Source organism: Williamsia sp. Y721 (assembly GCF_059683565.1).
This window is the reverse complement of record NZ_JCASNH010000001.1, coordinates 518,306-533,786: the sequence shown is the minus strand read 5'-3', so window position 1 is coordinate 533,786 and position 15,481 is coordinate 518,306. Positions and strand designations below refer to the sequence as shown.

Below are 15,481 nucleotides of genomic sequence, written 5' to 3'. Positions count from 1 at the left end.
GCGATCAGGAGTACGCAAGGTGAAGTTCTCAGCATCGGGGGCCAGTGCCCACGCAGACACCGCTCCGACTCGAGCGCTGTTTCTTGTCCACGACAACGACACCGATCGCGGGATCGCTGACACCGGCACCCTCCGCGAACATGTCGCCGAGCGCGGATACGAGATCGACATCGTCCATCCGGCGGATGAGTTCCCCGATGTGACCGCGTACGAGTTCGTGATCGTCATGGGTTCGGCGGAATCGGCGTACGACGATTCCGTTCCGTGGCTCGCCGCCGAAATCGCATACCTACGTTCAGCCCTGGCTGCCAACGTGCCGATCTTCGGTGTCTGCTTCGGCGGACAGCTACTGGCCCGGGTTCTCGGCGGCAAGGTCAAACGTTCCGAGATGCCGGAACACGGATACACCATGGTCGACACCGTCGCACCGGATCTCGTGTCCCGTGGTCCGTGGATGCAGATGCATTTCGACCGATTCACGCTCCCACCCGGCGCACGAGAGATTGCCCGCAATGGTGCTGCGCTGCAAGCTTTCACATTCGGGAAAAGCCTGGGTGTCCAGTTTCATCCGGAGATCTCACCGGCGGTCTGGGCGACCTGGCAGGCGAGCTGGGCGGCCACCCGCGAGGGACAGTTGGTGGTCGAACGCGGCATCGACCTGCAGCAGATCACCGCCGAGATCTCCGCGCGCGCCGAAGAATCCCGCCGGAACTGCGGCATCCTCCTCGACGCGTTCCTCGCCCTCGCTCAGGCTCCGGTGTAGGGCGGCACCGCCAGGCAGGGCACCGCGCGGGGGTGCGCCGGATCGAGCGCATTGAGGACGATGGCGGCCGAACGTTGGTTGGAGACGATCGACAGATGGTCGGACCGATCAGCCGAACAGGTGTCCTGGACAACGATATTCGTGACGTTGGTACCAGCCGGTCCGTCCAGGATCCCGCTGGTATAGGGCACTACCAGCTGGTCGTAGCGGGTGACGATGTTGGTGTAGGTGATGCCCTCGACATACGGTCCACCGCCGGCATTGATGGCAGCTTCAAAGGACTCGTCACCGGGTGCGGCAACACAGTCAGGGCAGTCGGTGTCCGGGACCGCGATCGGCGGCAGGCCCAGGCCGTCGATGAACACCGCGGTCAGGTCCGAATAACTCGCACCGTCGTCGGAACCCTGCCAGTACGGCGCCAACGACACATACCTGTCGATCTTGGAGGCGCCGCCGTAATACTTGGCCCAGTACGTCGGGATCTGGGTGCCCTGCGAATGACCCACGATGTCAACCTTTTCCGCACCGGTTTGCGCGAGCACGTTGTCGACGAAAACCTTGAGCTGCCAGGCACTGACGTCCTTCGGGCCGAGTCCACCGATCCGCGACGACGGCCACACCGACGACAACTCCCCGTACGTCGGCGCGAAAACGCAATAGCCCTCGTTCTTCAGCACCGGGACCATCGAAATCCAGTTGGTCTGCTGACTGCCCGCGGTTCCGTGCACCAGTACCACCGGATTCGGATGCTCGGCAGACGGCTTACAGCTGTAGTCGTTGGATCCGGGCAGCGATCCACCGGGATTGGCGAGTTCGGCCGGGATACCGGCCAGGAAGTTGTAGGTCACCGGTAGCGGTGCGGCATGCGCGGCCGGCGCAACACCGACCCCGACCACCAGCAGGATTGCCGAAATCAGCACCGATCGAAATGTCCACCGCATGACATCCATCCTTCCGGGTTCGCCCTTTGTGAAGCTAGCACTCCAACGTTCAATCCTCGGCCGGCATCAGCAGATCGAAGCGCACCCCCAGTAGCCGGATCGGGCGATCGAGTTCGAACTTGTGCAGGACATCGAGCATCGCGGGTTCCAGGACGGCAAGGTCGGTGGTCGGTGCCGGCAATTTGTGCGACTTCGTGCGGGTGTAGAAGGTCTTCGTTCGCACCGTCACCGCCACCCGAAAAGGTATGCGTTGCTCGGAGATCACCTGATCGAGCAGTTCACGGGTGAGCCGGCGCACCGCGTCGTCGATCTCCACAGGATCGGTGAGATCGGTCGGAAAGGTCTCGACCTTGCTGTGCGAGCGGGCGATGAACGGCTCGGTACTGACATTGATGTCGCCCCCGCCGCGCGAGAGCAGATTCAGCCAGTTGCCCAGATGCGGGCCGAACTCCGCGATCAGGTGGCCGCGGTCCTCCGCTGCCAGCTGCGCCACCGTCATGATGCCGAGCTTCTCCAGCTTTGCTGTTGTCTTCGGCCCGACACTCCACAGGTCGCCGACCCCACGCGCCCCCATGATCGGCATCCAGTTCTGGTTGTCCAGCGAAAAGACGTGGTCTGGTTCGCGTTTGGCAAAACCGGTGGCCATCTTGGCCCGTTGCTTGTTGTCGCTGATTCCCACCGCCGACGACAGCTGGTTGTCGGCGAGGATGCGCAGACGGATCGTCTCGGCAAGCCCGCGCAGGTCGACGTCGATGTCGTCGGCAGGCACACCGAGAAATGCTTCGTCCCAGCCGATCACCTCGACCGGATATCCGAAGCTCCGCAGCGTTGCCATCACCTCATCCGAGGCCACGTCGTACGAAGGGTGATCGAGCGGGAGGTAGATGGCATCCGGCATCTTGCGAAACGCCGACCGCAGCGGCATACCTGCCCGAACCCCTAGGTCACGGGCTTCGTAGGACGCGCACGTGACAACTTTGCGCGGCTCCATGGGGTCCCCGGTGCCCCCGACTATCACCGGTACACCGATCAGATCCGGGTTTCGGCGGCGCTCCACCGAGACCTGGAACTGATCCAGATCGATGTGTATGATCGCGCGAAAACGGCGGGTCGGGGGCGATGTCATCGATGCCGACGATATTCGACAACGAGGTCAGGCGCCTGGAGAATCCCCCAGACGCCTGACCACCCCGCGATGTGTGTGTCTACACACCGTCCTCATTCGAGTCCGGCGGATACGTTCCGTTCGCGTACGGATTGAAATCGTTGGTGTAGAGCTCCTCCACCTTGATTCCGGTCGGAAGCTCACCGAGTCGAACCGCTTCGTCCACCCAGACGGTGAACTCTTCGGGTTTGATCACGCCGCCCGGCACCGGAATTCCCGGACTCTTCCACTTCTTCACGAACTCGGTGTTCTCATTGCGACCGCGGGCGTCGATGATCTCGACGAATCGGTTGACGACTTCTTCCCGTGGACGCAGTTGCGCCCACCGGATCGCGCGTGAGACGCCCTGCACGTAGTCCCCGACCACTTCTGGATTCTCGGCGATGTAGTCGTCCCGGAAGACCTGTGTGGCGATGGAGAGGCTGCCGATCAGGTCCGTGTCCCGGAAGATTTCGTGCAGGCCACCCTTCTCCAGGGCAACGTCTTTGAAGATCGTCCCGAGGTTACCGGCCTCGATCCGACCCTGACGGAGCGCCAGTTCGGTGTTGATCGGCGGCACCACGGTGAGCGCCACCTTCTTGATGTCGTCGTCCGAAACACCTTCACGATGCAGCCACTGTTTGATGGCGTACTCGTGATAGGCGCCAAGGGTGTTGATGCCGAACGTCTTTCCCACCAGGTCCTGCGCTGTCTCGATACCACTGCCCTCCAGGGAGTAGTAGCCGTGGAACGTCTGATCATCGGACCCGTTGGTCGAGAGAACCCCGGTCACCTCCGACCCGGCCTGCTGGAGCTTGGCGACCGAGCCGTTGAACGCGCCGCCGGTATCGACCTCACCGGTTGCGACCGCCTGAATGTCCTGTGGCCCACTGGTTGTGTCGCCGACCCACTCGAGTTTGACCTTCTGGAAGTACCCGAGTGATTCGGCGAGTTCTGACCATCCGACCTGCGACGCCCACCCCTGGTAGCGCACCGAGACCTTGCCGTCCTCACCCACCTCGGCGGTGGCTCCCGACGAACACGACGCGAGCAGCATCGTGATGGCGGCAAGCACCGCGACAACGGTGCTGGTGGCGACCTGTGGTCGATTGGTCATGGGACTTCTCTCTGTCAGTGTGGGCGCGGCCTATGAGCCGATGAACTGTTCGCCGGAGATGGACACCGATGGACGGCCGTCGACGCCGACCGGGACATCACCTTCGATGGTGGTGCGGTACAGCGTCCGCGTCACGTCCAGATGATTGATGTCGCCCGGCGCCAGATGTGCCGTCGCACGGTTGTCCCAGACCGCGATGCTGCCCGGCAGCCACCGGAAACGCACCGTATACGCCGGCCTGGACACCTCCTCGAACAGCAGATCGAGGAGCGCATCACTCTGCCGCCTGCTGAATCCGATGATCCGGTTCGTGAATCCGGGCTGGACGAACAGAATCCGCTCCCCTGTCACCGGGTGGACCCGCACCACCGAGTGCTCACTGATCAGCGGGGCCTTGCTCACCTTCTCTCCATAGCTGCTGTCGGACTTGAAGATCGGGTGCCTGCCACCGAAACGGTGCTCGGCCCGCAGTCCGTCGACGAGTTCCTTCAGCGAGTCCGGAAGTCCTTCGTAGGCAGCAGCCAGGTTGGTCCAACTGGTGTCGCCCCCGCGCACCGGTGTGACGTCGGCACGCAAGATCGTCACGGCCGGCGGATTCACCAAAGCCGTTACATCCGTGTGCCATTCATTGGTGTAGCTGGCTGCCTTGATCCCGAACTTGCGTTCGTAGTCCCGGTTGTCGACCTTCAGGATCTCGGGGAACTCGGTGGGCGCATCATCGTCGTAGGGGTGTGATGCCGTGACCCGGCCGAAGGTGCGCGAAAACGCGATCTGCTGAGCATGATCGATGTCCTGATCGCGAAAGAACAGCACCTTGTAGTGGTGCAGACCCTTCGTCAGGGCCCGGGACTGCTCCGGCGTCAGGGGGTCTCGCAAGTCGATTCCGTCAACCTCGGCTCCGATGTGTCCGGCGACGGGAAAGAACCGGAGATCGGCCCGGGTGGTGTTCTCGCTGATGTTCTCGGTGATCGTCATGGCTGTTGGTGCCTTTCTGGTTGTTTCTCAGGCGCTCTTGCGCGCGAAGAATGGTTCACCCGAAACGGATCGGGACTGCTTGCCGCCAACCCCTTCGGGCACATCACCTTCCACGGTGGTGCGGTGCAGAACGCGAACGACGTCGAGATGATCCAGGTCGGTCGGGGCCTGGTGGATGGTCGCCCGGTTGTCCCAGACACCGATGCTGTCGGGCGTCCAGCGAACTCGGACGGTGATGGCCGGGTTGGTGATCTCCCCGAACAGCAGGTCCAGGATCCGGTCGCTCTGCGACGGGCTGACACCGAGGATCCGGCTGGTGAATCCCGGGTTGACGTAGATCAGCCGCCGGCCGGTGACCGGATGCACACGGATAACAGGATGTTCGCTGATGATCGGGGTCTGAGTGGTCAGCGCCTCGGACTCAGAGCCACTCTCCCAGCGCTTTTCGCGCCCTCCGAACCGGTTCTCGGCGTACAGACCTTCAAGGAACCCCTGCAGCGAGGACGGCAGGTTGTCGTATGCCGCACCGAGATCCGCCCACGTCGTATCACCGCCGACCTCGGGAACCAGTTCGGCCCGCAGGACGGTCACCGCCGGAGGATTGATCAGCGCTGTGACGTCCTGGTGCCAGAAGTTGGCGTAGCTGTATCGCCGCGAACCACTCCGGCTGGCGTAGGTGCGTGAATCCACCTCCAGCACTTCAGGATAACCATCCGGTGACTTGTCGGTGTACCCGAGCGGATGTGCATCGGTCACCGGTCCGAAATACTTCGTGAACCGGATCTGCTGCGCATGATCGATCTTCTGATCCCGAAAGAACAAGACCTTGTACTCATACAGCGCGTCCCGAAGTTCTTGTTGCGCCCGCACATCGAAGTCCTCGGTCAGACTCACTCCCGAAACCTCGGCACCGATATAACCGGCAATCGGCTCCACCGACAACCTGGTCGCCACCGATTCCCCGCTGTTGATAACTGCCGTCATTTGCTTTTCCATTCTTTATTCGATAGGCGGACCATCCGCTTTCTGTGATGGAACTCAATTGATCATCGAGGGTGCAGTTGATGGCAAGGATGCCTTCCACAATGTGAAATCCCTGGCTAGATAGGTTCACTGCGCGCACAAATGTATGCGGCGGGCGGCGGGGGCACCACCATGTCAACCAAGGACTGCACGCACACTCCAGGGGGGAGGACCAGGTGACCGAACTGACCGGGACGGAGCAATCGGGGCGAACCGGATCGCAGTCGGTCGAGCGCGCGATCTCGGTGCTGTACGCGATGGAAGGTGCGGAACGCTCGCTCACGATCAGCGAACTGGCGGGCCGTGTTGACCTGCCGGTGAGCACGACGCACCGCATCGCACAGGCGCTTGTCCGTGGCCGGCTGCTGGCACGGGAAGGGCCGAGTTCGTACCGGATCGGCGACGGGATCACCGCGCTCGCACACACAGCGGCCCGCCAGATCGACGTCGATGCCGCGGCCCCTCACCTGCACGGTTTGTCGTCAGGAATCCGGATCACCGCCAGCCTCGGGGTTGTTGAGCACAGCGAGGCCGTCACGGTCTATTCAGCACGGCCGCCATCGATGTTCTGCGATCATCAGTTGCCGAGCCGCCGGTCCAAGCTCGAGGACAGCGCGATGGGGCAAGCGATTGTGGCCTTCGGTCAACGTCGGGACCGGCGTATCGCGGCCATTCCCGACGTACAGGCATCACGACGGCGCGGTTACTCGGTGTCCTCCGCGGACGGCGTCACCGCGATCGCGGTACCGGTGTTCGACGCCGACGGTCAGGTCCGGGCATCCATCGGCGTACAAGCACGAAGTGTTCGGCTCAACCATGAACTGATCAACCAGATCCATCCCGCGATGCGGCAGACCGCCGAATTGCTGCGCGGTGTGGTGGCCGAGGGTCCGATACGGACCAACATCGATCAACTTATACGCGCCACGATTTAATCGTGGCAAATCTTCCACAATGTGAAATACGTTGTTGAGGCCAGGGGGTCCGAGCCTGAGAATCGGTCCATACACCAATTCTGTGTCCGTATTCAGACGTTGTTCTCGAACGCATCAATAAATCGGACAAATCGAAAGGAAAGCAGTGAGTCACATTCACAAGTGGCGCGTAATTGTCGCAGCCGCACTTGCATTGACCGTCGGAGTGAGCGCTGCCGCCTGCGGTTCGTCCGACGAGGCAACCGTCACCGCAGACGGCAAGACGGAGCTGCGCTACCTCGGTTCGCCTGCCACCGTACAGTTCCCGGAGCTGGCGGCCGATCTGGGCTACTTCACCAAGGTATCGATCAAATCAGTCGGTGAGACAACCAGTGGGCCCCAATCGATTCAGGCCACAGCGACTGGGGATTCCGACTTCGGTGGGGCCTTCAACGGTGCCATCGTCAAGCTGAAGTCAGCCGGCTCGCCCATCACGGCGGTTGTCGACTACTACGGCGCCGATGACAAGACGTACAACGGATTCTATGTCGCCGAAGGATCCCCGATCCGCGGTGCGCGCGACCTGATCGGCAAAAAGGTCGGCATCAACACACTAGGGGCGCACTCCGAGTTCGTCATTCGTGAATGGCTTGCCCGCGAGGGGCTTTCGAAAGAGGAGATCACATCGGTGCAACTGCTCGTCGTACCGCCCATCAACACCGAATCCGCACTTCGTCAAGGACAGATCGACGTCGGGGCCTTCAACAACATCTTCCGCGACAAGGCTCTCGAAACAGGCGGTCTACGGGAGCTGTTCACCGATGCGGTATTCGGAGACTTCAGCTACGGCAGCCTCGTCCTGCGCGATGACTTCATCGAGAAGAACCCGGAGGCCGTCAAGGACTTCGTCCAGGGCACGGCCCGCGCCATTCGCTGGACGCAGGTGACACCGCGCGACGAGGTGGTCGCCCGATACAAGGACATCATCACCAAACGCGGAAAAGGTGAAGACCCCGCACTGGCCGACTACTGGCAGAGCTCGTCCATACCGACCCCCGGCGGAGTCATCAAGCCAGAAGAGTTCCAGCTCTGGATCGATTGGCTCGTCCGCAACAACGAGTTGGATGAAGGTCAGCTGACACCGGACGATCTGTACACCAACGCCGACAACCCCTATTCCGACGGCACATACCAGCCAGACTCGGGCCCCGACGGCCAAGCGGTGGTGGCAGCGCGATGACCACTCCGAAACTGGAACTGCGAGGCGTGCGAAAGTCGTTCTCCTCCACCGGAAAGCCCGACTTCGTAGCCATCGACGACATCAGCATCGCATCCCCCGAAGGTGAGTTCCTGGTGCTCGTCGGGCCAAGTGGCAGTGGCAAGTCCACGCTTCTCGACCTGGTGGGCGGGCTCACCACGCCGACCGCCGGCGAGATCCTGCTCGACGGCAAACCCATCACGGGTCCGGGCCTGGACCGCGGCGTGGTCTTTCAGCAGTACGCTCTCCTGCCGTGGCGCACAGCCCGCGCCAACATCGAGTTCGGGCTGGAGGCCAAAGGGATCTCCCGCAGGCAGCGCCGCGCGATCGCCGACGAGTACCTCGGGTTGGTCGGTCTGGGCGGATTCGCCGACCACTATCCACATGAGCTCTCGGGTGGCATGAAACAGCGCGTGGCGATCGCGAGGAGCCTCGCGTACGACCCCGAGGTATTACTGATGGACGAACCGTTCGCCGCGCTCGACGCGCAGACCCGAGAATCGTTGCAGGACGAGCTTCTTCGCATCTGGCGGGCGACCGGCAAAACGATCCTGTTCATCACACACGGCATCGACGAAGCCATCTACCTCGGCCAACGGGTCGCCGTGCTCACCGAACGTCCGGGCCGGATCAAGGAAGTCCTCTCGATCAGTATCGACCGCGAGGCAGTCGACGACATCCGGTCGTCCGAACAATTCCGTGACTACCGGCACCGCATCTGGCTGTCGTTGCGGCCTGAAGTCCAGAACACTTCCCGCGGAGACGAAGCGCAGCGGAGCTCGACCATTCCACTGATCGGAGCAGGAACCCATGTCTAGTGTCACGTTGGAGAAGGCAGTAACCGCAGCACCGGTCGAGGCACCATCCGACTCGGCGCAGCCCTCGACCCAATCGCCGGGCCGCCAAATATTCAGTGGGGCAACCACATCAGGCAAGTGGATCTTTCGTTCGACGATCGCGCTGGCATTGCTGATCGCCTTCTGGGAGATAGCACCACGCGCAGGACTCGTCGACCGGACGTTCCTGCCGGAGTTCTCGGTGGTGGTGAAAGCACTGGTGGATCTGGCCGAGAGCGGCCAATTGTGGGAGCACATCTCCGCCAGCCTTAGCCGAGCTCTCAAAGGTTTTGTGATCGCCGTGATCGTTGCGGTGCCGCTCGGCATCGTGATCGGTTGGTACCGACCGGTGGCGCAATATCTCAACCCGGTACTCGAGTTGTTCCGCAACACCGCCGCTCTCGCCCTGCTGCCGGTCTTTGTCCTCATCCTGGGCATCGGCGAGACCTCGAAGGTGGCGCTGGTGATCTACGCCTGCGTCTTCCCCATCCTGCTCAATACGATCTCCGGGGTCCGGACCGTCGACCCGCTGTTGATCAAATCCGCTCGCTCCCTGGGACTTCCCTCCTATCGGCTGTTCCAGAAGGTGATCCTGCCGGCCGCGCTGCCCACCATCTTCACCGGCATCCGACTGTCGGCGGCCGCGTCGATCCTGGTGTTGATCGCCGCCGAGATGGTCGGTGCGCGGTCAGGGCTGGGTTACCTGATCATGGCCAGCCAGTTGAACTTCCAGATCCCGCAGATGTACGCGGGCATCCTCACCATCGCCCTGGTCGGGTTGGCCTTCAACTTCGTCCTGGTTCTGTTCGAACGTCGGTTCTCCCGTTGGCGCACACCCGCCAACGTCTGAATCACTCTCACAACAAAGGAACTCATCATGTCTCGTCAACTACATCTGAACGCCTTCTTGATGGGAGTCGGGCACCACGAGGCCGCCTGGCGCCATCCGAGGACGGACGAACAGGACATCCTCGACGTCGGCCATTTCGTCAGGCTCGGCCAGATCGCCGAACGCGGTCGCCTCGACTCCGTGTTCTTCGCGGACGGCCTGGCTGTCGGTCCCAACATCCGCCGGAACACTCAGGCGATTTTCGAACCGATCACTTTGCTCTCCGCCATCGCCGGTGGGACCAGCAAGGTCGGGCTGATCGCGACTGCCTCAACGGGTTACAACCATCCGTACACACTGGCCAGGGCCTTCGCATCACTTGAGCACATCAGCGGGGGGCGGGCAGGCTGGAACATTGTGACGTCGGGACAGGAACTGGAAGCACTGAACTTCGGCTACGACGCGATCCCCGATCACGCCGGCCGATACCGGCGGGCCCAGGAGTTCGTCGACGTCGTCAATCGACTCTGGGACAGCTGGGACGACGATGCCGTGGTGCTCGACGTCGAGCGGGCCGAGTTCGCGAATCCAGATCTGGTCAGCCCGATCCACCATGTGGGCGAGCACTTTTCGGTACGCGGTCCGCTGAACTCTCCGCGATCTCCGCAGGGAAGGCCGGTGCTGGTCCAGGCCGGATCGTCGGAAGACGGCAAAGAACTCGCCGCCCGGTACGCCGAGGTGGTGTTCACCGCCCAGCGCACCATCACCGAGGGCCAGGACTTCTACCGCGACCTGAAGGGCCGACTGGCGCGCTACGGCCGAAGTCTCGATGATCTACAGATCCTCCCCGGCATCGTGCCGTTCATCGGGAGCACCGAGAAAGAGGCCCTTGACCTCGAGCGGGAGTTCACCGACCTGATCTCCCCGGACTATGCGCTCGGCCAGCTCTCGAACTTCTTCAACGTCGACCTCACCGGGCTCTCACTCGACGCCCAGCTCCCCGATCTACCACCGGAGTCCGAGATCGAGGGCCACAAGAGCAGGTCGACACTGGTCCGCCAGCTCGCCGCCAACGGCAATCTGACGATTCGCGAACTCATCGGGCGCCTCGGCGGAGGTCGCGGTCACCGCAGCATCGCCGGTACGCCCGAACAGATCGCCGACAACCTGATCGACTGGGTCGACGCAGGCGCCGCCGACGGCTTCAACGTGATGCCGCCGTACCTGCCCGGCGGACTCGAGGACTTCGTCGACCACGTGGTGCCGATCCTGCAGGCGCGCGGGCGATTCCGTGAGGACTACACCGCCTCGACATTGCGTGGGCACTACGGCATCGAGCTGCCGTCGAGCGGCACTCGGGTTCGGGAGACTGTGTCCACGTCGGCATGACGTCACTCGGCGACCCCGAGCCGGAGACGAAGCCTGCGGACCCGATTGGACAGGGTTCGGTCGAGCGCCCACTGCGGTCACTGGCCGGTACGGTCTATCTGCCTGCCGCCGCCTACGGGATCGGGCAGGGGGCGGCAGCACCGGTGATGGTGCTGTCCGCCCTCGAGCTCGGCGCCTCAGTTGCGGTCGCCGGGCTGATGGTGGCCATCGTCGGGCTCGGACAGGTCATCGGCGATACCTGTTCGGGGCAGATCGTGGCGAGGATCGGTGAACGACGGTCGATCATCGCCGCCAGTTCGGTTGCGGCGGCAGGCGCACTCACCTGTCTGTTGGTGAACACCCTGTGGCTGTTGGCCTTTGGAATCCTCCTCGTGGGTCTGGCCAACGCAGTCTGGGGTTTGGCGCGACAGAACTATTTGTCGCTGGCAGTGCCGTTCGCCTGGCGCGCGAGGGCGATGTCGTTGTTCGGCGGGGCGATGCGGTTCGGGTTCTTCGTCGGGCCGCTGGTGGGGGCAGGCGCAATCGTGCTGATGGGGTCCAGGGGCGGATTTGTCGTTCAACTGGCGGCCATCATCGTCGCCGGACTGATGATGGCGCGGTTGCCGGATCCACCAGGCGCCGGTGCCGTGGCCTCACCGCGGAGCTTGCGAGGGGTGTTCTCCGAACACGGCCGTCTGCTGGCCACCCTCGGTGCCGGATCGCTACTGCTCGGAGTGGCCCGCAGCTCGCGAGACGCGATACTGCCGTTGTGGGCCAACCACATCGGATTGTCCCCCGCTGTGGCGAGCCTGTTGTTCGGCGTCGGCGCCGCGGCGGACGTATTGTGCGCGTACCCCGCCGGACATCTGATGGATCGCTTCGGGCGCACGTTTGTGGCCATCCCGTCGATCGTGGTGCTCGCGGTGGCGTATCTGACGCTTCCCCTCACCTCGACCGCCGCTGGTTTCGCCGCTGTTGCCGTCGTGATGGGCATCGGAAACGGATTCGGGAACGGGGTGATCATGACCATCGGCGCCGATGTCGCACCGGGGTCGGGGCGGGCCGAATTCCTTGCCGCGTGGCGGTTGACCCACGATGCGGGATTTTTGGCCGGCCCGCTGTCGGTCGCGGTGTCGGCAGCGGTCTTCCCCTTGTCGGCCGCAGCATTTGCCGCAGCAGGACTTTCCGCGGCGGGCGCCGGACTCCTTGGCAAGTATGTTCCGAAATACACCCGTACCAACAAACACAAGGAGCGAATCGATGGACCTGGCATTGACCGGAAAACGAGCGATAGTCACCGGCGGCAGTAAGGGCATCGGATTGGCGATCGCGGGGGCGCTGGCCGCCGAAGGCGCCGACGTGGTGATCGCCGCCCGCGGTATCGAGGCGCTCGAGAAGTCCGCCGCCGACATCGCCGAACGTTCCGGTCGGCGGATCTTGGCCATCCCTGTCGACACCGGCGACGACGCCTCCGTCCAGAATCTGGTGGCTCGCACGGTTGCAGCGCTGGGTGGCGTCGACATCCTGGTGAACTCGGCGGCGACCCCGTGGAGCGCAGGTGCGCCGACCGACTTCGCCGCGACCACCGACGACGTCGTTCGTCGCGAGGTCGAGATCAAGGTCCTCGGCTACCTGCGCACCGCGCGGGCCGTTGCGCCGCACCTCATCGACCAGGGGTGGGGCCGCATCATCAACATCAGCGGTCTCGGTGCGCGACAGGCGAACTCGATCGCCCAGACCATTCGTAACGTCAGTGTGTCGGCGTTGACCAAGAACCTGGCCGACGAACTGGGGCCGCACGGCATCAACGTCACCGTCGTCCATCCCGGTCGCACCCGGACCGCCCGGCTCGACGAGCAACTGGCCGCCCAGTCGGCGGAGACCGGCACCCCCGTCGCGGAACTGGAAGATGCGTTGGCCACCAACTCCATCCGGCGGATCGTCGATGCCAGCGAGGTCGCCGACGTGGTGACCTTCCTGGCGTCGCCACGCAGCATCGGCATCACCGGGGACGCGATCGCCGTCGGTGGCGGTGTGCCGGGGTCGGTGTACTACTGAGGCCCGCTCGCCATCAAATCTGTCCGGTGGCGTCGTACATCCAGGACATGTCGGAGGCGGCCAGCTTTTCCGTCCAGTCCGACGGAGCGGTGGATGCCAACCCGCCGAAGTCCCAGTAGTCCTTCCACAGGGTGATCTTGCCGCCCGACACCTTGTGAATCGTCACGAAGGCCAGTGTGGCGGTCTCGCCGGTGGGCCAGGTCCAGGTCTCGCTGTGCTCGTACATCACGTCGGGGCCGCTGGAGATCAGGAGACCGTCGTGGTTGCTGTAGTCGGACAGTGGCTCCAGGCCCACCTTGAGCCGCTTGACTATGTCGTCGGGCCCACGCGCCGCGGCGGCGGGTCCGAGCGGCATGTCGACGTAGATGCAGTCGTCGGACACGAATCCCTTGACCCCCTCCCAGTCCCGTTTGCTCAATGCTGCCCAGAGACCCAGGACTGTGGACTTGTTGTCATCTGACACGCTCAGACCTCTTTTCAGTTGTTCTCGCGGGTAGGAAACGGCCGAACCTCTTGTGTCCGAGCACCTCTGCCGGACGGCCTCCGGTGAACACCGTCTCACCGCCCACCATGACGGCGCGGACGGTGCTGTCGTTGCGGTTGACCATCCGCGACAGCCCTCCGAACTGCTCGACCTCGGCCTCCTGGTAGTCCTCGAGCGAGGCGTCCAGATGCTCGGGGTCGAGGAGGAACAGGTCGGCCCGGTCACCGACGCGCAGGTGTCCGGCATCGATCCCATACCAGTCGGCGAGCTCGCCGGTCAGCCGATGCACCGCATGTTCGACCGTCATGAACGGTTCACCGGCTTCGGCGGCCGAATGCACGTGCCGTAGCAGTCGCAGTCCGAAGTTGTAGAACGCCATACTCCGCAGGTGTGCGCCCGCGTCGGAGAATCCGATCTGGATCCCCGGCTCCTTCGCCAGCTTCTTGAGGAGCTCGGGACGGTGATTGGAAATGGTTGTGCGCCAACGCACCTTCGTCCCGTGCTCGAGAAGGAGGTCGAGGTACGCGTCGACCGGGTGAACCCCGCCGCGGTCGACACCCACCTGCCCGAACGTCTTCCCGACCACAGCGGGATCCGGGCACTCGACGATCTCGGCGTCGAAGAAGTCCCGATGCCAGACGCGGGGTCCGTACTTTTTGTCGTAGTCCTTGCGGAAGGCGCGGCGGTAACCCTCATCGCGCATCAGCTCATTGCGATCGATCTCGTCCTGCAGGTGCAGCGCTGCCGCGCCGGATCCGAACTCCTCGAACACGGCGAGTTCCATACCGTCGGCGTACACCTCGAACGGAACGGGCAGGTGCTGCCACCGGAAGTCGGCGCCGAGTCGGTTCACTCCCCTGGCGATGGGACCCATGGCGTGGATGACCTCCGGGCGGGCCTTGATGTCGGCCGCCGAGAGCAAGCTCGTCTTCAGTTGTGGCCGAACCCATCCCAGTGACGTGAGCACCTGCGACAGCACGTTGAGTGGGCGTGAGATGTCGGGCCCGGTCTGTAGGACGCGCTTGCGGCTTCGCAGGATCGCGTTGAGCTTCCGCAACTCGCGCCGCTTCGCATACGTGGACGGGAGCGTCCGGGACCGGCAGACATCGCCGTCGAGTTTATCGAAAAGGAGCTGCTGCGAGGACAACCCCAGGAAGCCCGCATCCAGCGCCTCGGTGAGCATGCGTTCCATTCGGAGTTGCTCCGCAGGTGTGGGCCTGACATCGCCTCGGGTGGCGCGGTCGAGGCCCATCGTCGCGGCGCGGATGTCGGAGTGCCCGATGAAGGCCGCGACATTGGGGCCAAGGGCGAGGGACTCGAGCGCCTCGACGTACTCGCCCGCGGTCCGCCATGTTCTGTGTTGTTCGATGTTCGAGATGACATGTTGCCGCGGGATCGCCTCGACCCGCCCGAACAGGTCACCGGCAACATCGGCGTCCACGTGGATCGTCGACAGCGAGCAGGAGCCCAACAACACCGTGGTGACGCCGTGGCGCAGCGATTCGCTCAGCTCCGGCCCTCCGAGCACCTCCACGTCGTAGTGGGTGTGGATGTCGACCATCCCGGGCAGGACCCACAAACCGGATGCGTTGATGACGTCGGAGCAACCGTCCGCGTCGAGAGGTTCAGCGGAGATCTCGACAATGCGGCCATCGCGGATCCCGATGTCGCGGATCTCTGACGCGGAGCCGGTGCCGTCGAACCACCGCCCGCGACGAATCACGGTGTCGTAGGTCATGGACGGATTACAACCCAGGCCGGCAAGTCACGT

General features: G+C 63.5%; 15 protein-coding genes. 8 read left to right on the top strand and 7 right to left on the bottom strand.

The features are described 5' to 3' along the window. Positions 1 to 19: 19 nt before the first annotated feature. The gene (locus tag AC56PL_RS02330) at positions 20 to 763 is read left to right on the top strand and encodes a type 1 glutamine amidotransferase (RefSeq protein WP_497152907.1); all 744 of its coding nucleotides are present in this window, start codon (positions 20 to 22) and stop codon (positions 761 to 763) included. Here AC56PL_RS02330 and AC56PL_RS02325 read toward each other — a convergent pair. The 5 genes from AC56PL_RS02325 to AC56PL_RS02305 all read right to left on the bottom strand — a co-directional run bounded on the left by AC56PL_RS02325 (position 748) and on the right by AC56PL_RS02305 (position 5,924). Then, complete coding sequence (locus AC56PL_RS02325; protein WP_497152906.1) at positions 748 to 1,704, bottom strand: esterase/lipase family protein; 957 nt, start codon at positions 1,702 to 1,704, stop codon at positions 748 to 750. The genes AC56PL_RS02330 and AC56PL_RS02325 overlap by 16 nt on opposite strands. Positions 1,705 to 1,753: 49 nt before the next feature. After that, a complete protein-coding gene (locus tag AC56PL_RS02320) occupies positions 1,754 to 2,830 on the bottom strand; it encodes a DNA polymerase IV (protein WP_497152905.1) in 1,077 nt (358 codons plus the stop codon). A 79-nt stretch (positions 2,831 to 2,909) separates the two neighbouring features. Next, a complete protein-coding gene (locus tag AC56PL_RS02315) occupies positions 2,910 to 3,965 on the bottom strand; it encodes an ABC transporter substrate-binding protein (protein ID WP_497152904.1) in 1,056 nt (351 codons plus the stop codon). A 30-nt stretch (positions 3,966 to 3,995) separates the two neighbouring features. Further along, on the bottom strand, positions 3,996 to 4,940 hold the full coding sequence (locus AC56PL_RS02310; RefSeq protein WP_497152903.1) for a TauD/TfdA dioxygenase family protein: 945 nt from the start codon (positions 4,938 to 4,940) through the stop codon (positions 3,996 to 3,998). 27 nt (positions 4,941 to 4,967) lie between these two features. Then, positions 4,968 to 5,924 carry a TauD/TfdA dioxygenase family protein gene (locus AC56PL_RS02305; protein ID WP_497152902.1) on the bottom strand — a complete coding sequence of 319 codons (957 nt, stop codon included), beginning with the start codon at positions 5,922 to 5,924 and terminating at the stop codon, positions 4,968 to 4,970. Between the two features lie 215 nt (positions 5,925 to 6,139). Between AC56PL_RS02305 and AC56PL_RS02300 the strand changes: the two genes are divergently transcribed. From AC56PL_RS02300 to AC56PL_RS02270, 7 genes are all read left to right on the top strand, one after another. Next, complete coding sequence (locus AC56PL_RS02300; protein ID WP_497152901.1) at positions 6,140 to 6,898, top strand: IclR family transcriptional regulator; 759 nt, start codon at positions 6,140 to 6,142, stop codon at positions 6,896 to 6,898. 145 nt (positions 6,899 to 7,043) lie between these two features. Further along, a complete protein-coding gene (locus tag AC56PL_RS02295) occupies positions 7,044 to 8,117 on the top strand; it encodes an ABC transporter substrate-binding protein (protein WP_497152900.1) in 1,074 nt (357 codons plus the stop codon). Beyond that, the gene (locus tag AC56PL_RS02290) at positions 8,114 to 8,953 is read left to right on the top strand and encodes an ABC transporter ATP-binding protein (RefSeq protein WP_497152899.1); all 840 of its coding nucleotides are present in this window, start codon (positions 8,114 to 8,116) and stop codon (positions 8,951 to 8,953) included. The genes AC56PL_RS02295 and AC56PL_RS02290 overlap by 4 nt, the downstream gene beginning before the upstream one ends. Next, positions 8,946 to 9,821 (top strand): ABC transporter permease, encoded by an 876-nt coding sequence (locus AC56PL_RS02285; protein WP_497152898.1) that lies wholly within the window; start codon positions 8,946 to 8,948, stop codon positions 9,819 to 9,821. The genes AC56PL_RS02290 and AC56PL_RS02285 overlap by 8 nt, the downstream gene beginning before the upstream one ends. A gap of 27 nt (positions 9,822 to 9,848) precedes the next feature. Then, the gene (locus AC56PL_RS02280; protein ID WP_497152897.1) at positions 9,849 to 11,189 is read left to right on the top strand and encodes an LLM class flavin-dependent oxidoreductase; all 1,341 of its coding nucleotides are present in this window, start codon (positions 9,849 to 9,851) and stop codon (positions 11,187 to 11,189) included. Beyond that, on the top strand, positions 11,186 to 12,478 hold the full coding sequence (locus AC56PL_RS02275) for an MFS transporter (protein ID WP_497152896.1): 1,293 nt from the start codon (positions 11,186 to 11,188) through the stop codon (positions 12,476 to 12,478). Before AC56PL_RS02280 ends, AC56PL_RS02275 begins: the two co-directional genes overlap by 4 nt. Next, positions 12,429 to 13,226, top strand: coding sequence for an SDR family NAD(P)-dependent oxidoreductase (locus AC56PL_RS02270; protein WP_497152895.1), 798 nt, complete (start codon positions 12,429 to 12,431; stop codon positions 13,224 to 13,226). The genes AC56PL_RS02275 and AC56PL_RS02270 overlap by 50 nt, the downstream gene beginning before the upstream one ends. A gap of 13 nt (positions 13,227 to 13,239) precedes the next feature. On the opposite strand, the gene AC56PL_RS02265 is transcribed toward AC56PL_RS02270, so the two are convergent. Next, positions 13,240 to 13,695 carry a nuclear transport factor 2 family protein gene (locus tag AC56PL_RS02265; RefSeq protein ID WP_497153549.1) on the bottom strand — a complete coding sequence of 152 codons (456 nt, stop codon included), beginning with the start codon at positions 13,693 to 13,695 and terminating at the stop codon, positions 13,240 to 13,242. After that, positions 13,679 to 15,448, bottom strand: coding sequence for an N-acyl-D-amino-acid deacylase family protein (locus AC56PL_RS02260; RefSeq protein ID WP_497152894.1), 1,770 nt, complete (start codon positions 15,446 to 15,448; stop codon positions 13,679 to 13,681). Before AC56PL_RS02260 ends, AC56PL_RS02265 begins: the two co-directional genes overlap by 17 nt. Positions 15,449 to 15,481 lie beyond the last annotated feature (33 nt).